This is a genomic window from Mycobacterium simiae (genome assembly GCF_010727605.1).
GTDB lineage: Bacteria > Actinomycetota > Actinomycetes > Mycobacteriales > Mycobacteriaceae > Mycobacterium > Mycobacterium simiae.
Map to the genome: position 1 here is coordinate 3945574 of NZ_AP022568.1, position 19795 is coordinate 3965368.

At 65.5% G+C, this 19795-nt stretch carries 24 protein-coding genes; 13 read left to right on the forward strand and 11 right to left on the reverse strand.

Annotated features, from left to right (window positions below; translation table 11 throughout):
- Positions 1-11: 11 nt before the first annotated feature.
- The gene (locus G6N33_RS18530; protein WP_044507677.1) at positions 12-809 is read left to right on the forward strand and encodes a dienelactone hydrolase family protein; all 798 of its coding nucleotides are present in this window, start codon (positions 12-14) and stop codon (positions 807-809) included.
- Here G6N33_RS18530 and G6N33_RS18535 read toward each other — a convergent pair.
- The 5 genes from G6N33_RS18535 to G6N33_RS18555 form a co-directional block, all read right to left on the reverse strand.
- Positions 790-1956, reverse strand: coding sequence for an AI-2E family transporter (locus G6N33_RS18535; protein ID WP_044507676.1), 1167 nt, complete (start codon positions 1954-1956; stop codon positions 790-792). The genes G6N33_RS18530 and G6N33_RS18535 overlap by 20 nt on opposite strands.
- Positions 1957-2029: 73 nt before the next feature.
- Entirely contained in the window at positions 2030-3139 is a 1110-nt protein-coding gene (locus tag G6N33_RS18540) for a 3-beta-hydroxysteroid dehydrogenase (RefSeq protein ID WP_044507675.1), read from the reverse strand.
- 62 nt (positions 3140-3201) lie between these two features.
- Positions 3202-3462: an exodeoxyribonuclease VII small subunit gene (locus tag G6N33_RS18545; protein ID WP_044507674.1), complete on the reverse strand. Its 261-nt coding sequence runs from the start codon at positions 3460-3462 to the stop codon at positions 3202-3204.
- Positions 3452-4711: an exodeoxyribonuclease VII large subunit gene (gene xseA / locus G6N33_RS18550; protein WP_044507673.1), complete on the reverse strand. Its 1260-nt coding sequence runs from the start codon at positions 4709-4711 to the stop codon at positions 3452-3454. Before xseA ends, G6N33_RS18545 begins: the two co-directional genes overlap by 11 nt.
- Positions 4708-5298: a lipid droplet-associated protein gene (locus G6N33_RS18555; RefSeq protein ID WP_044507672.1), complete on the reverse strand. Its 591-nt coding sequence runs from the start codon at positions 5296-5298 to the stop codon at positions 4708-4710. Before G6N33_RS18555 ends, xseA begins: the two co-directional genes overlap by 4 nt.
- Before the next feature lie 89 nt (positions 5299-5387).
- Here G6N33_RS18555 and G6N33_RS18560 point away from each other — a divergent pair, with 89 nt between their 5' ends.
- The gene (locus tag G6N33_RS18560) at positions 5388-6386 is read left to right on the forward strand and encodes a 4-hydroxy-3-methylbut-2-enyl diphosphate reductase (RefSeq protein ID WP_044507671.1); all 999 of its coding nucleotides are present in this window, start codon (positions 5388-5390) and stop codon (positions 6384-6386) included.
- Between the two features lie 18 nt (positions 6387-6404).
- Here G6N33_RS18560 and G6N33_RS18565 read toward each other — a convergent pair whose 3' ends face one another.
- Positions 6405-7634 (reverse strand): DUF6542 domain-containing protein, encoded by a 1230-nt coding sequence (locus G6N33_RS18565; protein ID WP_044507667.1) that lies wholly within the window; start codon positions 7632-7634, stop codon positions 6405-6407.
- A gap of 133 nt (positions 7635-7767) precedes the next feature.
- On the opposite strand from G6N33_RS18565, the gene ychF reads away from it, so the two are divergent.
- Positions 7768-8841, forward strand: coding sequence for a redox-regulated ATPase YchF (gene ychF, locus G6N33_RS18570; protein ID WP_044507666.1), 1074 nt, complete (start codon positions 7768-7770; stop codon positions 8839-8841).
- A 30-nt stretch (positions 8842-8871) separates the two neighbouring features.
- Here ychF and G6N33_RS18575 read toward each other — a convergent pair whose 3' ends face one another.
- Positions 8872-9510 carry a class I SAM-dependent methyltransferase gene (locus tag G6N33_RS18575; protein ID WP_044507665.1) on the reverse strand — a complete coding sequence of 213 codons (639 nt, stop codon included), beginning with the start codon at positions 9508-9510 and terminating at the stop codon, positions 8872-8874.
- A 216-nt stretch (positions 9511-9726) separates the two neighbouring features.
- Here G6N33_RS18575 and G6N33_RS18580 point away from each other — a divergent pair, with 216 nt between their 5' ends.
- Both G6N33_RS18580 and G6N33_RS18585 read left to right on the forward strand, forming a co-directional pair.
- A complete protein-coding gene (locus tag G6N33_RS18580; RefSeq protein ID WP_044507663.1) occupies positions 9727-10155 on the forward strand; it encodes a hypothetical protein in 429 nt (142 codons plus the stop codon).
- A 147-nt stretch (positions 10156-10302) separates the two neighbouring features.
- Positions 10303-10701 carry a VOC family protein gene (locus G6N33_RS18585; RefSeq protein WP_044507662.1) on the forward strand — a complete coding sequence of 133 codons (399 nt, stop codon included), beginning with the start codon at positions 10303-10305 and terminating at the stop codon, positions 10699-10701.
- 11 nt (positions 10702-10712) lie between these two features.
- Here G6N33_RS18585 and G6N33_RS18590 read toward each other — a convergent pair whose 3' ends face one another.
- Complete coding sequence (locus G6N33_RS18590) at positions 10713-11603, reverse strand: alpha/beta fold hydrolase (RefSeq protein ID WP_044507661.1); 891 nt, start codon at positions 11601-11603, stop codon at positions 10713-10715.
- Positions 11604-11734: 131 nt separating this feature from the next.
- Between G6N33_RS18590 and G6N33_RS18595 the strand changes: the two genes are divergently transcribed.
- From G6N33_RS18595 to G6N33_RS18615, 5 genes are all read left to right on the forward strand, one after another.
- Positions 11735-12097, forward strand: a complete 363-nt coding sequence (locus G6N33_RS18595; protein ID WP_081662048.1) for a hypothetical protein — start codon at positions 11735-11737, stop codon at positions 12095-12097.
- 85 nt (positions 12098-12182) lie between these two features.
- Complete coding sequence (locus tag G6N33_RS18600) at positions 12183-12734, forward strand: VOC family protein (protein ID WP_044512235.1); 552 nt, start codon at positions 12183-12185, stop codon at positions 12732-12734.
- A gap of 93 nt (positions 12735-12827) precedes the next feature.
- The gene (locus G6N33_RS18605) at positions 12828-13130 is read left to right on the forward strand and encodes a hypothetical protein (RefSeq protein WP_044507660.1); all 303 of its coding nucleotides are present in this window, start codon (positions 12828-12830) and stop codon (positions 13128-13130) included.
- A 129-nt stretch (positions 13131-13259) separates the two neighbouring features.
- Entirely contained in the window at positions 13260-13799 is a 540-nt protein-coding gene (locus tag G6N33_RS18610) for a peptidoglycan endopeptidase (protein WP_179962641.1), read from the forward strand.
- Between the two features lie 353 nt (positions 13800-14152).
- Positions 14153-14476 carry a putative quinol monooxygenase gene (locus G6N33_RS18615; protein ID WP_044507659.1) on the forward strand — a complete coding sequence of 108 codons (324 nt, stop codon included), beginning with the start codon at positions 14153-14155 and terminating at the stop codon, positions 14474-14476.
- Here G6N33_RS18615 and G6N33_RS18620 read toward each other — a convergent pair.
- A complete protein-coding gene (locus tag G6N33_RS18620; protein ID WP_044507657.1) occupies positions 14473-15159 on the reverse strand; it encodes a hypothetical protein in 687 nt (228 codons plus the stop codon). The genes G6N33_RS18615 and G6N33_RS18620 overlap by 4 nt on opposite strands.
- 131 nt (positions 15160-15290) lie before the next feature.
- On the opposite strand from G6N33_RS18620, the gene G6N33_RS27095 reads away from it, so the two are divergent.
- A complete protein-coding gene (locus G6N33_RS27095; protein ID WP_101528244.1) occupies positions 15291-15455 on the forward strand; it encodes a hypothetical protein in 165 nt (54 codons plus the stop codon).
- On the opposite strand, the gene G6N33_RS18625 is transcribed toward G6N33_RS27095, so the two are convergent.
- On the reverse strand, positions 15452-16234 hold the full coding sequence (locus tag G6N33_RS18625; RefSeq protein ID WP_044512231.1) for an adenylate/guanylate cyclase domain-containing protein: 783 nt from the start codon (positions 16232-16234) through the stop codon (positions 15452-15454). The two genes, G6N33_RS27095 and G6N33_RS18625, sit on opposite strands and share 4 nt — an antisense overlap.
- 201 nt (positions 16235-16435) lie before the next feature.
- Between G6N33_RS18625 and G6N33_RS18630 the strand changes: the two genes are divergently transcribed.
- The gene (locus tag G6N33_RS18630; RefSeq protein WP_456299200.1) at positions 16436-17812 is read left to right on the forward strand and encodes a glucose-6-phosphate dehydrogenase; all 1377 of its coding nucleotides are present in this window, start codon (positions 16436-16438) and stop codon (positions 17810-17812) included.
- Positions 17813-17827: 15 nt separating this feature from the next.
- On the forward strand, positions 17828-18850 hold the full coding sequence (gene gnd / locus G6N33_RS18635) for a phosphogluconate dehydrogenase (NAD(+)-dependent, decarboxylating) (protein ID WP_044507653.1): 1023 nt from the start codon (positions 17828-17830) through the stop codon (positions 18848-18850).
- Here the strand turns inward: gnd and G6N33_RS18640 are convergent.
- Positions 18843-19715, reverse strand: coding sequence for an alpha/beta fold hydrolase (locus G6N33_RS18640; protein WP_044507649.1), 873 nt, complete (start codon positions 19713-19715; stop codon positions 18843-18845). The two genes, gnd and G6N33_RS18640, sit on opposite strands and share 8 nt — an antisense overlap.
- Positions 19716-19795 lie beyond the last annotated feature (80 nt).

Sequence of the window (19795 nt, forward strand, 5' to 3'; positions counted from 1 at the left end):
AGGAGCGAGTCGTGACGGCACCCGCAGCGGATCTCACCGGATGGACGGCGACACCATTCACCGCAGGCGCCTACACCCACGACGTCTACCGCAGGGGAACCGGCCCCGGCGTGGTACTGATTCCCGAGATACCGGGGATTCATCCCGGCGTGCTGGCCCTGGGAAACCACCTGGTGGACAACGGGTTCACGGTCGCGATGCCGTCGCTGTTCGGGGTGCCCGGCAAGGAAGTGACGGTCGGCTACACGGCGGCGACGATTGCGCGGGCTTGTGTGGCAAGGGAATTCGCTGCATTCGCGACGAACAAGCCGCGGCCGGTGTCGTTGTTCCTGCGGGCGCTGGCCCGCGACCTCAACGCGTCGACACCGGGCAAGGGGGTCGGCGTGATCGGCCAGTGCTTCACCGGGGGCTTCGCGCTGGCCGCCGCGGTCGACGACAGCGTGCTGGCTCCGGTGCTCAGCCAACCGTCGGTGCCGTTGCCGCTCGGCCGGACGCGCCGCAGCGACACCGGGCTCAGTGAGCCCGAGATGGCCACGGTCGCGGAGCGCACCACCAACGACGGGCTGTGCGCCATGGGCTTGCGCTTCAGCGAGGACTGGATGTCACCGCGTGAGCGTTTCACCGCGCTCAAGCAACGGCTCGGCGACGCGTTCGAGGTGGTCGAGATCGATTCCCGCCCAGGCAACGAACACGGTTTCGCCAAGATGGCGCACTCGGTGCTCACCGACGAGGTTCGCGAGATCGACGGCCACCCCGCGTATGAGGCTCGCAAGCGGGTCGTCGAATTCCTTACTGCGCGGCTGACTTAACGTCGGAATCGGTCCCGGGTCGGGACTTCGATTTGCGGCGCGGCAGCCAGCCACGCCGGGCCGGCGGTTCGCTATCCGGGTCGACCAGCTCGACACCCTGGTAGACCGCCAGGTAGACGTCGATGGTGGTGACGATCAGGATCATCAGCACCGGCCCGATCACGATGCCCCACGGACCAAACATGGCAATGCCGGCGAACACCGACAGCAGCATCAGCGCGGAATTGAGCCGGGCATCGCGCGGCACCAGCACCGGACGCAGGAAGTTGTCGATGTTGGTCACCACCAGCAGATGCCACCCAACGACGAACAAGCCGCCGAAGATGTTGCCGTAGAAGATCATTCCGATGCCGAATGGGATCGTCACGATGCCGCCGCCCAACGGGATGATCGACAGCGCCGTCAGCAGAATCGCGAAAATGAAGAAGCCGTGGTGAAACCCGGCGATGTAGATCGATGCGGCGCCGGCCACCCCCTGGCATAACGCGATGACGAACTGGCCGAACACGGTGCCGCGCACCATGGCGCCCGTCTTGCGCAGATACAGCTCGGTGACTTCGGCGCCGAGTGGATTGAGCTGGCCGAGCAGCGTCCGTAACCTTTCGCGGTGCACCAACAATGCCAGGAACACATACACGAAAATGATCCCGTACGTGACCGCAGCGGCGAGTCCTCCGGCGGCGCCCTGCAAGAATTGCAGCAGCCATTGACCGGCGTGCTGCGCCACGCCGACCATCGCCTTGCGCAGCATTTCGGGGGTTACGGTGATGTGCAGGAAGGGTATTCGGGCCAGCACGTCGTTGGCGAGTTGCAGCACTTTGCCGCCGACCTCACTGGGGTCGGTGGTCTTGACCCAGTCGGAAATGCTGCTCAGCATGCGAGAAATCTGGACGACGGCCAGCACCACCAGGAGGCCGACCGGCACGATGACCATCGCTAGGGCCGACAACAGGGTGCAGGCCGCCGCCAGCCCAGTGCTCAGACGCCGGCTGAACCGGTTGAACAGCGGCGTGAACAGATACGCCCCGACAGCGGCCACCACGATGAGCACGAAGAAGTCGCGCAGGAAGTAAACGCCGAATAGCAGCGCGATCATCGTGAAAACCGCGAGGGCGCGCTTTTGTGTGAGCGTGAATTCGGTGTTCATCCGCCGCCCTCCGCGTCGCCGTTGAGCTGAACCTTAGCCCGCTCCGGCGGTTTACGGCAGCGGCCGCCCGCTGCTAGCGCGAACGCCGGGTGGCCTTGGCCGCCAATGCTTCGCGTTCCATCTGGTGGTACAGCTCCACGTAGTACGACAGGCACTCGGTGAGGGCTTTCTCGGTGGTGAACAGGGGCTGGTAGCCGAGATCGCGGGTCGCCTTGGCGATGGAGAAGAAGTTGTCCAGGTACAACCGCTCGACCGCCAGGGGTTCCAGCAGCGGCGCCGGGATGCCGAACCGGAAGTGCAGGCGCTGCCATCCGGTCATGGCCGCGCGCACGATCGGTCCGTTCACGCGGATGCGGGGCCAGGGCTGCCCGCAGGCTTCCACCACCGGCCGGGCGAACTCGAACATATTGATCGGCTCGGCATCGTTGATGAAGTACGCCTGTCCGGGCGCGGTGCCGCCGGGCACCAGGTGTTGGGCGGCCAGCAGGAAGCCGTGAATCAGGTTGTGCACGTACGAGTTATCCAGCCGCGCCGACTTGCGGCCGATCAGTACCTTGACATGTCCGGCGATCACGCTTTCGAACAGCTTGCGGAACATGGTCTGGTCGCCGCGACCCCAGATACCGCTGGGCCGGATCGCGCACGTCAGCATGCCGTCAACACCGTTCTGGGACAGCACGTATCGCTCGGCGATCACCTTGGTTTCGGTGTAGAGGTCGTTGAAGCGCGTGGTGTAGGGCATGGTCTCGTCGCCGCCGACGATGTTATGGCCGCCCATCACGACGCTGTTGGAGGACGTGTAGACGAATCGCTGCACGCCGGCGGCGCGGCCGGCCTCCACCAGATTCTGAGTACCGCCGACGTTGATCGCGAAGCTGCGCTGACGGTATTCGTCGGTCACCGACGCGCCGCCCATCAGATCGATGATCGCCGCGGTGTGGAACACGGTGTCGATCCCGTCGACCGCCTGCACGCAGACGGCCTTGTCGGTGATGTCTGCCTGCAGCACTTCCAATTGCGGATGCGCGGGAAGTGGCGAGGGCGCCCGGTCGAAGGAGCGTACCGAGTAACCGTGGTCGAGCAGGGTGGTCACCAGGTTGGCGCCGACAAACCCGGAGCCACCGGTAACCAGGACGCGACCCAGTTCGGTCGTCAGCGATGCATCACCCATGCGGGAAAGGATAACTAAAACACGTTCCAGTTCTGCAAGCAGTGACGCGGGCTGGTTTCTGGGTACCGCCCAGTTCAGGCGTCGTCGCCGTGGCCGGCCGCCAGCGCGTCCTCGACGCGTTTGCGTGCCCCAGCTAAGTGCTCTTCACAGCGTCTGGCCAGTTCTTCGCCTCGTTCCCAAAGCTTAAGCGACGCATCGAGGTCCAGTCCGCCCTGCTCCAGCGTGCGCACGACCTCAATGAGCTCGTCCCGGCACGCTTCATAGCCGAGCTGACTAATGGGTGTAACCGCATCGCTCTTGCCGCCGGCCGTACCGCCGCTGTCTTCAGTGACCATCGGTCAGCCCTTCACTCGTCGCCGCTACGGCGCCGTCGGAAACCCGGACCCGCAGCCGGGTGCCGGGCGGTGCGTCGTCCACGGAGCGCAGCACGCGCATCGGCTCGGCGGAGCCGCCCGCCGGCACCGTCTGCACCACGGCGTAGCCGCGGGCCAGCGTAGCCGCGGGGCCCAGCGTGGCCAGCCGCGCGGACAGGTGGCCGACGCGTTCGGATTCGGCGGCGACCAGCCGGATGATGTCGCGGCGCACTGCCGCGCGGGCGCGGTGAATTTCCTCGGCGCGGGCGGTCAACGCGGTCAGCGGTTCGGCCAGCACGGGACGGCTGCGCAGCTGGGCCAGCGCACGCTGTTCGCGGGACACCCAGTTGCGCAACGCCTGCGCGCTGCGCCGGCGCAGATCGCGCAGCAGCTGTTGCTCCGCGGCGGTGTCGGGGACCATCTTCTTGGCCGCGTCGGTGGGGGTGGCCGCACGTAGGTCGGCGACCAGGTCGCTGAGCGGATTGTCCGGTTCGTGGCCCACCGCGCTGATCACCGGGGTACGGCAGGCCGCGATCGCGCGGCACAGCGTCTCGTCGGAGAACGGCAGCAGATCCTCGACGCTACCGCCGCCACGGGCCAACACGATCACGTCCACGGCCGGATCGCGGTCGAGTTCCTTTAGTGCCTCGACGATTTGGGTGACGGCATTGGGCCCCTGGACGGCGGTGTTGCGGATGGCGAAACGCACCGCGGGCCAGCGGGCGCCGGCCACCGTCGTCACGTCGCGTTCGGCGGCGCTGGCTCGGCCGGTTATCAGCCCAATCATGTTCGGTAGGAACGGGATTGGCCTCTTGAGCCGCGGGTCGAAGAGGCCTTCGGCGTCGAGCAGCCGGCGCAACCGGTCGATGCGGGCCAGTAGTTCACCGACGCCCACAGCGCGAATCTCGGACAGCCGCAACGAGAATGTGCCACGACCGGTGTAGAACGAAGGCTTGCCGCAGACCACCACCTGCGTGCCTTCCACCAGCTTCACCGGCGCATTGTGTACCAGGTCGCGTGGGCACGTCACGGTAAGCGACATGTCGGCGGCCGGGTCGCGCAGCACCATGAACACGGTTTTGGAGTCGGCGCGAATGTTGATCTGGGCCAGCTGTCCTTCGACCCACACCGTGCCCAGCCGGTCGATCCAGCCCGCGACCCGGATCGCGACGGCACGAACCGGGAACGGGTTCTCAGCCGAGTTCGGCTCCGAATTCGCCGCTCGCGTCACTTGGCGGTCGCGCGGGTGATCCTGTTGGCCAGCAACGTCTGAAACGGGGCACGGGCCTTGGTGGCCTGTTCGTAGGCGAGCAGGGCTTCGAGCTCGTCCACGCCCAGCGACTGCACGCGGGCGCGCAGCTGGGCCAGCGTCAGTGCCGGGTAGTCGAGTTCGGCCGCCACCGACGGTTCGGGGACCGACGATTTGGTGGGCCGGCCGGCCGTGGCCGGTGCGCCGGCATCCACCGCGGCGTCGGCGACCGAATACAACGCGAACCGCCCCTCGGCTCGGCGATCGCCCCCGGCGCCGTCGGGCAATTCGGGGGTGCCGCCGGTCACGTCGTCGGTGTCGTCGGCGTCCTCGTCGAACGTCGCCCAATCCGGCTTCTCGTCCTTCGGCGGAAAGATCGATTCCAGGGTCGAATCGCCCTTGATCACCAGCTCCGCCAGGTTTTGCTGAAACCGCATTACCAGGTGCGCCGCCTGACTGGCTACCGTCATCGGGTACATCAGAATCGTCTTCGGCAGTCTCAACGTTTCCTCGACTGCGACTGTCGCCGCGCCGACCAGAAGCCGAACTCCATACGGTGCCGTAGCCATGCGTCCCAGCCTGCCCTAAGCACCGGCGAACGCCAACCCCAGCGCCGCGAGCTGGCAACGCCGTGTCGGCAGAACGTACCCTGGATGCCATGCCGCCGACTGTTGACATGGGGATTCCCGGCGCATCCAGCTCGGTAGCCACCGATCCGGCCCGCAAGCGAGTGCTGCTGGCGGAGCCGCGTGGTTATTGCGCGGGTGTGGATCGGGCCGTCGAGACGGTCGAGCGTGCGCTGCAGAAGCACGGCGCGCCGGTCTACGTGCGGCACGAGATCGTGCACAACCGGCACGTCGTCGACACGCTGGAAAAGGCCGGCGCGGTGTTCGTTGAGGAGACCGATCAGGTGCCCGAGGGGGCCATCGTGGTGTTCTCGGCGCACGGCGTGGCGCCCACGGTGCACGCGGCAGCCGCCGCACGCAACCTGCATACCATCGACGCGACCTGCCCGTTGGTGACCAAGGTGCACAACGAGGCGCGGCGATTCGCCCGTAACGACTACGACATCCTGCTAATCGGCCACCAGGGTCACGAAGAAGTCATCGGGACGGCCGGCGAGGCGCCCGAGCACGTGCAACTGGTCGACGGCGTGTCCGCGGTGGACAACGTCACGGTCCGCGACGAGGACAAGGTGGTGTGGTTGTCGCAGACCACGCTGTCGGTCGACGAGACCATGGAGATCGTCGAGCGGCTCCGGCAGCGGTTCCCCAAATTGCAGGACCCGCCGAGCGACGACATCTGCTACGCGACCCAGAACCGGCAGGTGGCGGTCAAGGCGATGGCACCGGAGTGCGAGCTGGTGATCGTCGTCGGATCGCGCAATTCCTCGAATTCGGTGCGGCTGGTCGAGGTCGCCCGGGGCGGCGGCGCGGCGGCCGCCCACCTGGTCGACTGGGCCGACGACATCGATCCGGCATGGCTGGCGGGGGTGCGGACGGTCGGGGTCACCTCCGGAGCGTCCGTCCCCGAGGTGCTGGTGCGCGGCGTGCTGGAGCGGCTGGCCGAATTTGGCTTCGACGTGGTGCAACCAGTGACGACCGCGCAGGAGACGCTGGTGTTCGCGCTGCCGCGCGAGATCCGCTCGCTGCTGTAGGCGTCAGACCATACCGGGCTAGGCGTCGTATTCCCACGAATCCGCCGGTGGCCGTCCCTGCGACCGGCCGCTGGCCCGTGGCCGACCGCGGCGGTCTGCCTGGTACTCCCCTGAGGGGCCCGATCCGCGGTAGCGGACCTGCGAGATTGGGTGGTGCGTCGAATCTGCGCCGTTCGAGCCGTTGGCGGCGGGCCGGCGTCGGGGTTCGGGGGCTCGCTGGTAGGAGTCGTACGGGTCGTAGGACTGGTAGCGGCGGTAGGAATCCCGCGAGATCGGCGGTTCGTACCGATCGGGGTCGTCGAAACGGCTGGTCCGGGGGGCGGGTCGGTCGTACGGACTGCGTCTGGGGCGTGGGTCACGTGGGTCGCGCCGGCTATCCCGCGGTGATTGCGCGCGCGGGTCCGGCTCGTCTTGTGGTCGGGGACGGCGCCGCGTCGACCGGCGCGGCGGGTCGGCGGGATCGACGTCGCGAGGTGGTTGGCGCCGACGGCGCGGCGGCTCACCTGCGGAATCGTAATCGTCCTCCGGCGACGGGCGGGAGTGCCGAGATCGGCTCCTGGCGGTGGCGGATCGGTTGCCGCGCGCCGGGCGGCGGGATGTCGTGGTGCCACGCGCGGGCTGGCGGGTGGAGTCCGCGGACTCGGCGTCCTGGCCCTCGTCTTCTTCCTCGGGCGACGCGACGCCGAGCAGCGAGTTCAATTTGGCGCTGACGGCCCGAAACAACGACGAGCCTGCCACGGTCGCGGCACCGGCTGTTGCGGCTTTGCCGGACTTGGTGTTTGCGGTGTCTGCGGTGTTTGTGGCGGCCGTCCGCTGTGACGCGGCGAAGTACCACCTGATCAGGCCGATCAACAGCACTCCGGCCGCGGTACCCAGCATCAGCGGGAACCGCTCGATCAGCGGGTAGCCGCAGTTGATCAGCAGGTCCTTGATGCTGCCGATCTTGCCGCCGTGGAATAGCCAGTAGGCGCCGGGCACGGCGCAGAACAGGATCAGCGGGGGCTGGATAACCGCGGTGAACAGGCCGTCCTGGCGCACGGCCAACACCGCCGCCACGCACCCCGCTATATAGAGGCAGCCGAAGACGCCGGTCAGCTCCTTGTGCCCGGCACCGGAGTCGATGCCGTAGCCGATGGCGGTGCCGGTCACGGCGATGAGCAAGGCGATCCACCACGGCACGCCCGGAATGTTGGGATGGGCCGAGCGATGGGCAGCTTCTACTGCCGAGGTACCCCGCTGCGCTGACACATGTAGACCGTACCGGGAATGACCCCAAACGCCCGTAAATAGCTTGTTAGGTATGCCGGGCGTGGCACGTCGGCGCACACGGAACGGTCCGCCAGCCCCCGACCGCGGCGCGGAGCCCTAAACTTGGTTCCCCGTGAGCCTGAGCCTGGGAATCGTGGGCCTGCCCAATGTCGGCAAGTCGACTCTGTTCAACGCCCTGACCCGTAACAACGTGGTGGCGGCGAACTATCCGTTCGCCACCATCGAACCGAACGAAGGCGTCGTCGCGCTGCCCGACCCGCGCCTGGACAAGCTGGCCGAGCTGTTCGGTTCCGAGCGGATCGTGCCGGCGCCGGTGACGTTCGTCGACATCGCCGGAATCGTGAAAGGCGCCTCGGAGGGCGCGGGGTTGGGCAACAAGTTTCTGGCCAACATCCGCGAGTGCGACGCGATCTGTCAGGTGGTGCGGGTGTTCGCCGACGACGACGTGGTGCATGTCGACGGCAAGGTCGATCCACGCTCGGACATCGAGGTGATCGAGACGGAGCTGATCCTCGCCGACATGCAGACCTTAGAAAAGGCGATTCCGCGGCTGGAGAAGGAAGCCCGCAACAATAAGGACCGCAAGCCTGTGCACGAGGCGGCCGTCGCTGCCCAGGCGGTGCTGGATTCGGGCAAGACGCTGTTCGCGGCCGGTGTCGACGCATCGCTGCTGCGCGAGTTGAACCTGATGACCACCAAGCCGTTCCTTTATGTGTTCAACTCCGACGAGTCGGTGCTGACCGACGAGGCCCGCAAGGCCGAGCTGCGCGCGATGGTCGCGCCGGCCGACGCGGTGTTCCTCGACGCGAAGATCGAGGCCGAGCTGCAAGAGCTGGACGATGAGTCGGCGGCGGAATTGCTCGAGTCGATCGGGCAGACGGAACGTGGTCTGGATGCGTTGGCGCGCGCCGGTTTTCATACGCTCAAGCTGCAGACCTACCTGACCGCGGGCCCAAAAGAGGCGCGGGCGTGGGTGATTCACCAGGGCGACACCGCACCCAAGGCCGCCGGTGTGATCCACACCGACTTCGAGAAGGGCTTCATCAAGGCCGAGATCGTGTCCTTCGACGACCTGGTGAACGCCGGGTCGATGGCGGCGGCCAAGGCGGCAGGCAAGGTTCGCATGGAGGGCAAGGACTACGTGATGGCCGACGGCGACGTGGTCGAATTCCGGTTCAACGTCTAAGTCGAAGTAGAGCGCGTTCTTCGAGCACCCTCACGTGACGGCCTGGGCGAACAGCAGATGGGGTGCGTTGGCGTCGTCACTGATCCGCCGGTGTTCGACTGAAAGGCCGGTGCTGCGCAACGTGTCGATGACGTCCAGCACCGGACGCAGCTGGAACCCGTGTCCAGTGAACGGCAGTTTTGCCATCACTTCGGGGTCGGCCAATCCGATGACCAGTCGACCCCGGCTGTTTATCACCCTGGCGAGTTCTCGGAATGCTCTGCCGAGCTCGGCGACGAAGTAGATGGTGTTGACCGTCATGACCCCGTCCAATGCCTTATCGGCGAAGGGAAGCTGCGTCATGGACGCGGAATGCAAAGACAGCCGCCCATTTTCGATGTCTGATCGATACCGTCCGGCGGCCTGGCTAAGCATCGTCTCCGACACTTCAATACCGTGAACACTGCCCGTCGGACCCACACTGTCGAGTAGAAATTTCAACCCCACTCCGCCACCGAATCCGACGTCGGCCACCGCTGATGCTTCTTCTGGTTGGAGCGCCTGGGCGGCGCTTTGGATCAAACGTCGGTTGCCCCGGTTGAGCGCGGCACCAACGAGGCGTCCGCGTAGACCGCTCGGATGGCCGAGTTGCTTCGCAACACCCGCCATGACGGAATCCCGAACGCCCATCCCCCCACGGTAGGGCACCCCTGCCGAAACAGCGCGACTACGACACCAACTCAGGGAAGGCTGGCGACTGCGCGATGATTTCGGGGCCGACGGCGACGTAGTCGAGTTCCGCTTTGAAACAACGTCTACATCGAAAGCCAAGGCATAGGCCCTTCCGGCTGGACAGGTGTCCAGCTATCGTGACCATCACGCTGATGGAAGGGCGATGGGGCAGAGATGAGCAAGGTTCCGAGCCGGGAGGCTCGCTTAGCGCACGCGTCCAAGCACGCCGATCTGTGGAACGCGGGAAAGAAGGACGAGTGGGTGGCGTCATGGCGCACCATCTGTCCCGGCGAGGTCCGCATGTTCGACCCGGTCGGCACCGAGGAGAAACAGGGGTTCGCAGCCGCCACGTCGGATGCCTTCGACATGTTTCAGTCGATCCTCAAGATCAAGATGATTACGGTTCAGGTCAATGGGAACGAGATGGCATGGGTGTGCGAGAACCACTTCGGCAAGGAGCCGAACCTTGGAGTTGCATACAGTATCGAGACCTTCGCGTGGGACGACGACGGCAACCTGCTCATCAAGACGTACTATCCGATGCCGGAATCGGTCGGAGCCGAGGCGGACCCGTACGCCCATCTGTTGGAGGGACAGCAGTAAATCGGTGAACGGCGACGTGGTCGAATTCCGGTTCAACGTCTAGGTGCCGACCCGAACTCTCGCCTTCTTCGGTTGTCGGTGGGGGTCTCTAGCATCGCGGTACTAGACGCTGTGGGTAGCAGCGTCACGGCACGCGAACGGAGAACCGTGAAATTCGTCTCAACCCGCATCATCACCGCTGACGTCCCGCGCCTCGTCGCCTTTTACGAGATGGTCACCGGCGTCTCGGCGGTGTGGGGCAACGAGTTGTTCGCCGAGATCCCGACGCCGGTTGGGGTGTTGGCCATCGGCAGCGACAAGACCGTTGCGCTGTTCGGTCGGGGATCGGCCGAACCGGCGGCCAACCGCAGCGCGATCATCGAGTTCATCGTCGATGACGTCGACGCCGACTATCAACGGCTCCGCGGTCAGGTCGCCCAGATCGTAACCGAGCCGACGACCATGCCCTGGGGCAACCGGGCACTGCTGTTCCGCGACCCGGACGGCAATCTGGTCAACCTCTTCACGCCGGTCACTGTCGAGGCACGCGCGAAGTTCGGTGTATGACCGATCCGGTGTCAATCCGATTGTGACGCAAGGTCCTTCGCGACCGCAGCAAGAATTTCCGCGGCGTGACTGACGGCAATGAAGTGCCCACCGTCGGTGATCGGGTGCCAGATGGCTTCCGGGGTGCTGTCAGCGACGGATTTGTTGATGACCTCGGGTACGAGGGTGTCGGAGCTGCCCTGCCAGAAGTGAATCGGCCGCCGCACCTGGGTCAGGTCGAACGGCCACGCTTGGTAGAGAAGCGTGGCGTCGACGACGAGTCCTGCCGAACCATGTCGAAAGCACTCGCGGCAGGTTGCCAGGAACGACATCATGACCTCGTCGTCGTCCAGCACCGCGCGGTCGGCCGCGTTCACCGATTTGATGATCGAGTTCGCGAACTGGTGCTCGAAGTGTTGCGCAGTCGCGCCTAGCAGCCAGTACATCAGCTTGAGTCCGGGGCGAAAGCCAAGCGCAAGGCGTCCACCGAGGGCGTCCACGCGACTTTGATACTGCGCGGCCCAATTGGCCCCGAATGTGCCGTAGCTGGCGCCACCGATCGATGCCACGTGGACCAGCCGCATGGGGTCGAGGTACGCGGCGGCGGCCAGGGCAAAAGGGCCGCCCTCAGACCAGCCGGTCACGGCGAAACGCTGCGCGGCGAAGGAGTCGGCCAGCTGCAGCAGATCGTCGGCCCACGACTTGAAGCTGCGGCCAGGCTGGGGATCGGACGCGCCGATGCCCGGCCGGTCCGCGCACACGAATCGCAGACCGTTGATCGTGGCGGCCGTATCGAACAGCCTCGCTTCCAGCCGACTCGACGGGCCGCCGTGGTTGTGGAGCACAAGCGGTCCACTGGGGTCGCCGGCCTCGAGGTAGGTGACGGTCCGGTGGCCGATCGACAGACTGCCTTCGCTGAGCACCTCGCCTCCTCGGCAATCCGCTGGCAACGTTCACACCACTGGCAGGGTGGCGTCTCGCACTATGCCAAACCGGATGACGGCATGGGGGTTGGAGACTGGCGGTGACGGCGCGAGCCGACCATTGTGAGGAGATGGCGACGGTAAAGCAGAAGAGACTGTGGGCCCGCACGGTGGCGGCGGGCTGGCTGGCCCTGGCCGCCTGCGGACTGAGCGGCGAGATTGCCGGTGCCGCCCCGATTCCCGTCCCCGCCAACCACTGGTGCCCTGGTCAGCAATGGGATCCGGCCTGGGGCACCGACTATCACTGGGACTGGAATCAATGCCACGACTGGCAAGGCCCGGCGCCGGCCGGGTGGGGACCGTGGGGTCCGCCGCCGCCGTGGGCACCGCCGCCGCCCCCAGCACCGGCCTGGGCGCCGCAGGCGCATCTGATGTGGAACCCGACAAGGGGCGGGTGGGGGTTCTTCAACAACGGGATATGGACTCCGGTCTGACGCCACGCGGGTTTCCGATTGTCGCTTCACATTCACCACCTCCAGTACTACCGTCGGTAGTAATCGGCTTCGTGGGGGAGGCATGATGCGCTGGCGCGGCGTGAGTCACGTGGAGTTCGCGGTGCTCGACTACGACCGCTCGATCGCCTTCTACGACGCATTGTTCGGCTGGCTGGGGTACAGCAGTTTCTCCTCGATGAACATGGAATACCAGTCGGTGTACTACATGACGCGAAACGTCAACCCGCACAGCTACATCGGCGTACAACCGGCGCGTACCGGCAAGAAATTGACACACAGCGACCAGGCGGTGGGAATCAACCACATTGCGCTGTGGGCGCGCAGCCGAACAGAGGTCGACCGTTTTCATACGGATTTCCTGATCGATCGCGACATCCCGGTGACCGACGCACCAAAGCGGTACCCGCAATATTGGCCGGGCTACTACGCCGTGTTCTTCGACGACCCGGTGAACGGCATTCATTGGGAACTGGCGTGGATTCCGAAAGTCCCTACACCACTCCAACTTTGGGATTTTTATCGCGCAATCCGCGGTTTCGCCAGCGGCCGGGCGGATCTGGCGCGCACGGTACCTGGGGTGCTGCTGCAGGCGCGGCGGACGTTGCCGCATCGGTAAGCGGCCCGCGCGGCGCTCGCCGGGCTACAGTGAGGCGTGGTCCGTAACGACGGCACCCCGACGCCTGGAGAACCCGATGCCCGAGCCGCGGCGATGAACAAGCGCGAGGAAGACCTCGAGCTGTGGGAGTCCCAACTCGAACGACGTGAGTTCCTGCTCCGCCGTCGGGACAAAGTGGCCGACCAGCGCGACCGGATTGCCGACGAGCGTGAGCTCGAGGCGGACAAGCGCGAGAAGCTCGCCGACGAACGGGAAGGGACGGCGGCCGAGCGGGAACGCGAGCGCCTACGACGCGTCGACGAACGCGTCGATCGTGAGGCGGCGCGAGCCCGCCGGGAGCAGGCTGACGTGGACCGCCAGATGATCGAGGGCGAACCAGGCCGCGACGACGGCTGAACCGTTTTGTGAAATATGCATTCCTGTTACTTATTTGCGCCAAGTGCGGCACAGGTCATTATGTAATTTACACGTGATGCGGACCACAAAGTTTGGATCGCTAACGATGAGTTGCTAGTGTCCCTGCGCATGTTTGTTCTCGAAACATTGGTGTCGCTGATCAACCAAGTCTCAGGGACGCCTTATATTCCGGGTGGAGATTCCCCCGCCGGTACCGATTGCTCTGGACTTGTTTCATGGGTTGTAAATGCCGCAACCGACCGTCCGGTATTCGGGAATCGATTTAATACTGGAAACGAAGAATCCGCCTTGTTGGCACGCGGCTTCCAATATGGAACGGCCCCCAACGCGTTGGTTGTTGGCTGGAACGGGGGCCACACCGCGGTGACGCTGCCGGACGGAACCCCGGTATCCAGTGGTGAACGCGGCGGGGTGCGCATCGGTGGTGCCGGCGCCTACCAGCCCGGATTCACCCACCATATGTTCTTGCCGATGCCGCCGGAGGGGGAGGGTCCGCAGCTGCCGCCGCCGGACGCGCCTCCGCCGCCGCCGGACGCGCCTCCGCCGCCGCCGGACGCGCCGCTCGTCTTGGTCGATTCGGTCGTACCGGCGCCGGCGCCGGCTCCAGAATTGTCACCGCCCGGTGACCCCGCAATTCCGCACCCCTAAGAATTACGACGTGTCGACAACAAATAGCACGATCAATCTTGATTTCTCTGCTGGCATTTGTCCGACCCTGGGAGTGAAGTAGTCGCGATGCGGCGGCTGGTGTGGGATTCGTCACAACCCGCCGGGGGCGTAAATGAGATTTGCGCACAATCATGAGCGAAGTCCGCCCAGCTGTCTATTGAGATGTCTGGGCGGACTTTGCTGTCGGATAGCAAAAGATTTAGTCCGTCAAAACCGGGATTTCACTCCTGTTCCGGCGAGCCGCCACCCGCCCGGGGCGCCGTATATCCTGTCGCTGCCCGCGATAGTCGGGCGACGGAATGCACTGGGCTGCGAGTACGAGCGGGGAGCGGATGATCTTCATCGTCGTCAAGTTCGAGACCAAACCGGAGTGGACCGACCGCTGGCCGGACCTGGTCGCCTCCTTCACCGCGGCCACCCGCGCCGAGGAGGGCAACCTGTGGTTCGAGTGGTCGCGCAGCCTGGAAAACCCCGCCGAGTACGTCTTGGTCGAGGGCTTCCGCGACGGCGATGCCGGCCGCGTCCACGTCACCAGCGAGCACTTCAAGCAGGCGCTGGAAGAGCTGCCGCCGGCGCTGCAGTCCACCCCCAAAATCATCAGTCAGACGATCGACGCCACCGGCTGGTCGGAGATGGGCGAGATGCGGGTCGGCTAGCTTAAGCCCACCGCAACCTCGATTTCCTCGCCCAACACGTACCCGGGCGCCAGCGGCAGGGTGTCGCCGCTCCAAAACGAGCCCGGGTCAAAGTAGTTCGAGTACTTCTCGGTTTTCAGCAACCCCATCTCCTCGTAGGTGATGGCCACCGTCTCCGCGCAGTATGCGGTTTCCAGGCCGAGGCGCTGTCGTTGCTTGCGGCGTTGCGTGGATTCGCGAACTTTCTTGTCTACGAAGGGAATTCCTTGTATCCAGTCGTAGGCGGTCGGCAGCCGACCGCGCAACCATCGGCCGGTCAGCCGAGCGGTCGTGGGGAACGCGGTCCCGTCCATGCGCGCGATCACCCGCAGTAGCGTGTTCTCCTGCTCGCGGGTGGGATGCGGCGTCAGCTGACGCAGCCAGCATCGCTGGTGGTAGCGCTGCGCCCACTGCAGGACGGCTTGATGCAGGTCGTTGAGTTGCACGCCACGGTGATTGGTGCCGGTCCACAAGTCGACGAGCTTGTCGCCCAGCTCGGCATGCCAGATCAGTGGCGGCAGGTCGTCGATGGCCACCGTCATCCCGACGTGGTTCACCGGGCTGTTGGTCAGGGTCTGAATAGCGCGATCCGGTCCGGACCCGCCGCGAAACAGCCAGAGGTCGCCGGTGCGCGTTTCATTCAGCGCTTGTTCCAATGTCAGCATGTAAGTCCGTTCAGCACAGAGGATTTCGATACGCATCGGTCATCGAGTAAGCACTTTTCAGTGGTGGACAGTACGTGGCTCCGGGCGACCTCGTTGCGGCAAATGTCCATAGCGGTAATAGCGTGTCAATTATGCGCAGCATTTGGAAGTGGATCGGGCTGGCCGGCGTTGCCGGTGTCGTCGCCGGCGGTGCGCTGGTGGTCCGCGACCAACGCAAACGGCGTGCCTACACTCCCGACGAAATTCGCGCCAGGCTGCATCAGCGATTGGCCGAGTCCAATGGGCAGGGCCCTTAGCCCGGGCCCGGGTCGGCAGCCACCGCGAACAACCGATGGCGGCCCGAAAACCCCTTCAACTCGACGTCGCGCCCGTCGTCGAACGTGACGTCGGCGCGATCGCTCAGCGCGTCGCGCACCGGTTTGCTGACCAAAATCTCGCCGCCAACCGCCTGCGCAGCAACCCGCGCGGCCATGGCGACGTTGCGACCGAATAGGTCATCGCCGCGGCGCACCGAACGCCCCATGTGGATGCCGATTCGAACTCGAATAGCGTTGTGCCGCTTACGCTTTGCATCCCTGCGCAGCGCGTTCTGCAGGTCGGCGGCGCAGCGCACCGCCTGCTCGGGACGGGAGAAGGCGATCATGAAACCGTCGCCCTGACTCTTGACCACATGGCCGCAATGGCGCTTGACCAAACCGGAGACGAGCTTGTCGTGCGAGGCGATCAGCTTGACCCACGCACGGTCGCCGATGCGTTCGTTGAGCGCCGTGGATTCCTCGATGTCAGAGAACAGAATCACCACCCGGCCGTCCGGCGTGACCCGGGCCAGGTCGGGCCGCTCGACCTCAGCCCAGTCGGCAAGTTCTTCGATCGATCCGCGCACCGCCGCGCCGAAGCCCTCCTTGCGCATGACGTTCGCCGTGTTCCACACCGTCTTGACGGCCTCGCGGCCGCCGGAGATCAGCCAGTTTCGTGTGTCGGCACGCTGCCTCAACTCCTCGGCCTCCGCCTGGCTACGGACCAGCAACCGCCACAGCACCGCGAGCGCGCCGGCCTCGACCACGACGATCCCCATCAACGTGTAAACCGCGATATGCAGCGCGTCGCCCACACAGGCATCCTCGCAAAGCCCACCATTGGCTCAGGTTGTCGGGCCTATAGGCAGTGTCTAGGGTTGATGATGGACGCCTCGGGGATAGTGAATCTCAAGAAACCGATCAGGTGATTTTTGGGAGGTTCGGTCTTGGCCGAAGACGGTGGGCGTTCGTCGAATCTCATGGTGATCTTCGGGATCACCGGGGACCTGGCTCGCAAGATGACGTTTCGGGCCCTTTACCGGTTGGAATACCGCGGCTTGCTGGACTGCCCGGTCCTGGGTGTAGCCAGCGACGACATCACGGTGGACCAACTCGTCGAGCGCGCGCACAAGGCCATCGCCGACGCCGGCGAAAAGATCGACGACACAGTGTTCAAGCGGTTCGCCGGACGACTGAGTTACGTGCACGGCGACGTCACCGACAGCACCCTGTACGACACGCTGGCCGAGACCATCGGGTCGGACTACCGGCCGCTGTACTACCTGGAAATGCCGCCCTCGTTGTTCGCGCCGATCGTGGAAAACCTCGGGCGGGCGGGTCTGCTGGGACGGGCGCACGTTGCCGTGGAGAAGCCGTTCGGCCACGACCTGCAGTCGGCGCGCGAGTTGAACGGGCGGCTGCGGGCGGTGCTGGAGGAAGACCAGATCCTGCGGGTGGACCACTTCCTGGGCAAACAGCCGGTGGTGGAACTCGAATGCTTGCGGTTCGCCAACCAGGCGCTGGCCTCGTTGTGGGATCGTCAGAGCGTGTCGCAGATCCACATCACGATGGCTGAGGACTTCGGTGTGGAGGACCGCGGCAAGTTCTACGACGCGGTCGGCACGCTGCGCGACGTCGTGCAGAATCACCTGCTGCAGGTGCTCGCGCTGGTGGCGATGGAACCGCCGGTCGGCCACAGCGGCGACGACCTCAACGACAAGAAGTACGAGGTTTTTCGGGCCATGCCGGCGGTGAATCCCGGGCACTGCGTGCGAGGTCAGTACCGTGGCTACACCGACGTGCCGGGTGTGGCCAAAGACTCGAAGACCGAGACGTTCATCGCGCTGCGGACCGAGATCGACAACTGGCGTTGGTCCGGCGTGCCGATCTTCCTGCGGGCGGGAAAAGCGTTGGCGGAGAGGGTAACCGAGGTTCGGCTGTTCTTGCATCGGGTCCCCCGGCTGGCGTTCCTCAACCACAAGGGGCCGGCCGAACCCAACCAGCTGGTGTTGCGCATCGACCCGGACCCCGGGATGCGCTTGCAGATATCCGCTCAGGTTGGCGACGCATTTCGGGACGTTCATCTGGATTCCGAATTCGCCACCGATCTGGGCGAAGCAGAGCGGCCTTATGAACTGCTGTTTCAGGCCGCGCTGGCCGGCGACCACCAGTTGTTTGCGCGAGAGGACAGCATCGAGGAAACGTGGCGCATCGTTGCGCCTTTGCTGGACAAACCAAGTGACATCCATCCCTACGAGCCGGGATCCTGGGGGCCCGAGTCCGCGCAGTCGCTATTGCCCGGTCGCCGCCGTTGGCAGGAGCCGTGGATGCCGACGAACACGAACGCCGCACAGTAAGGAGACCGGAGACAAATGCAGCTGGGAATGATCGGCCTGGGCCGGATGGGCGCCAACATCATCCGCCGCGTGGTCAGCGGCGGACACGAGGGCATCGTGTACGACCACGACGAGAACGTCGTCAAGACGCTGGCCGCCGAAGCGGGGATGACGGGGGCGTTCTCGGTCGCCGAGTTGGCGGAGAAGATGACCACCCCGCGCGTCGTGTGGGTGATGGTGCCCGCGGGCGACATCACCACGTCGGTGATCGAAGAACTCGCCACGACGCTGGACCCCGGCGACATCGTGATCGACGGCGGCAACTCCTACTACCGCGACGACATGCGGCACTCTAAATTGCTGGCGGAGAAGGGGATTCACCTCTTGGACTGTGGCACCAGCGGCGGCGTGTGGGGCCGGGAGCGTGGCTACTGCCTGATGATCGGCGGTCACCAGGAATCCTTCGCCCACGCCGAGCCGCTGTTCGCCACCATCGCGCCCGGTGTGGACGCGGCGCCGCGGACTCCGGGTCGCGACGGCGAGGTCGGCCAGGCCGAGAACGGCTATCTGTACTGCGGCCCGTCCGGGGCCGGGCACTTCGTCAAGATGGTGCACAACGGAATCGAGTACGGGATGATGGCCTCGCTAGCCGAGGGGCTCAATATTCTGCGCAACGCCGACGTCGGCAACCGCGTCGTCAAGGGGGATGCCGAAACCGCGCCGCTGTCCAACCCCGAGTGCTACCGCTACGACATCGACATTCCCGACGTGGCCGAGGTGTGGCGGCGGGGCAGCGTCATCGGCTCCTGGCTGCTGGACCTGACCGCGAGCGCGCTGCGCGAATCGCCGGACCTGCACGAGTTCTCCGGGCGGGTTTCCGATTCCGGGGAGGGGCGTTGGACCGCGATCGCCGCAATCGACGAGGGCGTTCCCGCACCGGTGCTGACGACGGCGCTGCAGTCCCGCTTCGCGTCCCGCGACCTCGACGACTTCGCGAACAAGGCGCTGTCGGCGATGCGCAAGCAGTTCGGCGGGCACGCGGAGAAACCGGCTAACTAACGGTCAGCCGCCGGACGAAGTCCACCACGGCGTCGGTGAAGGCGTCGTTGTCGTCACCGGCCGCGGTGTGCCCGGCGTGCGACAGCTCGACGAATTCGGCGCGCGGCACGGTATCCAGGAAGTGTTGAACTCCTTCGGGGCTGACGACATCGGAGAGCTTGCCGCGGATCAACAGAATCGGGATCCGCAGTTGCGACGCGGCCCGCTCGAAATTGTCCGTCCGCAGCTCCGGGTCGTCGCCGGGCGCGGTCATGAACGCCGGGTCCCAGTGCCAGTACCACCGTCCGTCGCGCAGCCGCAGATTCTTCTTCAGTCCCTCGGGGCTGCGTGGTTTACTGCGGTGCGGCAAATACGCCGAGACCGCGTCGGCGGCTTCTTCGAGCGAGGCGAAGCCGTGCAGGTTGGTCAACATGAAGTCACGGATGCGGGCGCTGCCGTTCTTCTCGTACCGCGGCACCACGTCGACGAGCACCAATCCGGTCACTGTGTCCGGTCCCGCGGACTCGGCGACCAGGATGCCGGTCAGACCACCCATGCTGGCGCCGATCAACACCACCGGTCGACCGATGGCCCGCAGCACGTGCAAGACGTCGGCCTGCAGGGTTTCGATCGCGTAATCCGCATCCGGCGCCCGGTCGCTGTCGCCGTGCCCACGGCTATCGAGCGCGATGACGTGGTAGCCCTCGTCGGCCAGGAACTGGCCGGTGTTCTTCCAGGAAAACCGGTTTTGACCACCGCCGTGCAGCATCAGAATCGTCGGACGATCCGCGGGCGCCGCGTCGCGGTTCCATTCGTCAGCAACCAGCCCGATACCGCCCGCGCCCGCGAAGCTGACCGTCTGGGGGCCGCTACTCACCGTGCTCATCGACCTGACGTTACAGAGCCGTCCGAGCTCCCCGATGAGTTCCGTCGGTTGCCGGGGTCTATCAAGCTAACCCGACCGAA

What these genes read in the sequence shown, in the direction of transcription:
- G6N33_RS27095 (WP_101528244.1), top strand. Translation starts at nt 15,291, where the DNA reads ATGCGCAGCATTTGGAAGTGGATCGGGCTGGCCGGCGTTGCCGGTGTC.
- G6N33_RS18535 (WP_044507676.1), bottom strand. Translation starts at nt 1,956, where the DNA reads ATGAACACCGAATTCACGCTCACACAAAAGCGCGCCCTCGCGGTTTTC.
- G6N33_RS18605 (WP_044507660.1), top strand. Translation starts at nt 12,828, where the DNA reads ATGAACAAGCGCGAGGAAGACCTCGAGCTGTGGGAGTCCCAACTCGAA.
- G6N33_RS18620 (WP_044507657.1), bottom strand. Translation starts at nt 15,159, where the DNA reads ATGCTGACATTGGAACAAGCGCTGAATGAAACGCGCACCGGCGACCTC.
- G6N33_RS18600 (WP_044512235.1), top strand. Translation starts at nt 12,183, where the DNA reads ATGCGCTGGCGCGGCGTGAGTCACGTGGAGTTCGCGGTGCTCGACTAC.
- G6N33_RS18630 (WP_456299200.1), top strand. Translation starts at nt 16,436, where the DNA reads ATGGTGATCTTCGGGATCACCGGGGACCTGGCTCGCAAGATGACGTTT.
- G6N33_RS18595 (WP_081662048.1), top strand. Translation starts at nt 11,735, where the DNA reads ATGGCGACGGTAAAGCAGAAGAGACTGTGGGCCCGCACGGTGGCGGCG.
- G6N33_RS18625 (WP_044512231.1), bottom strand. Translation starts at nt 16,234, where the DNA reads ATGGGGATCGTCGTGGTCGAGGCCGGCGCGCTCGCGGTGCTGTGGCGG.
- G6N33_RS18555 (WP_044507672.1), bottom strand. Translation starts at nt 5,298, where the DNA reads ATGGCTACGGCACCGTATGGAGTTCGGCTTCTGGTCGGCGCGGCGACA.
- G6N33_RS18575 (WP_044507665.1), bottom strand. Translation starts at nt 9,510, where the DNA reads ATGGGCGTTCGGGATTCCGTCATGGCGGGTGTTGCGAAGCAACTCGGC.
- G6N33_RS18615 (WP_044507659.1), top strand. Translation starts at nt 14,153, where the DNA reads ATGATCTTCATCGTCGTCAAGTTCGAGACCAAACCGGAGTGGACCGAC.
- G6N33_RS18610 (WP_179962641.1), top strand. Translation starts at nt 13,260, where the DNA reads ATGTTTGTTCTCGAAACATTGGTGTCGCTGATCAACCAAGTCTCAGGG.
- G6N33_RS18560 (WP_044507671.1), top strand. Translation starts at nt 5,388, where the DNA reads ATGCCGCCGACTGTTGACATGGGGATTCCCGGCGCATCCAGCTCGGTA.
- G6N33_RS18545 (WP_044507674.1), bottom strand. Translation starts at nt 3,462, where the DNA reads ATGGTCACTGAAGACAGCGGCGGTACGGCCGGCGGCAAGAGCGATGCG.
- G6N33_RS18580 (WP_044507663.1), top strand. Translation starts at nt 9,727, where the DNA reads ATGAGCAAGGTTCCGAGCCGGGAGGCTCGCTTAGCGCACGCGTCCAAG.
- gnd (WP_044507653.1), top strand. Translation starts at nt 17,828, where the DNA reads ATGCAGCTGGGAATGATCGGCCTGGGCCGGATGGGCGCCAACATCATC.
- G6N33_RS18640 (WP_044507649.1), bottom strand. Translation starts at nt 19,715, where the DNA reads ATGAGCACGGTGAGTAGCGGCCCCCAGACGGTCAGCTTCGCGGGCGCG.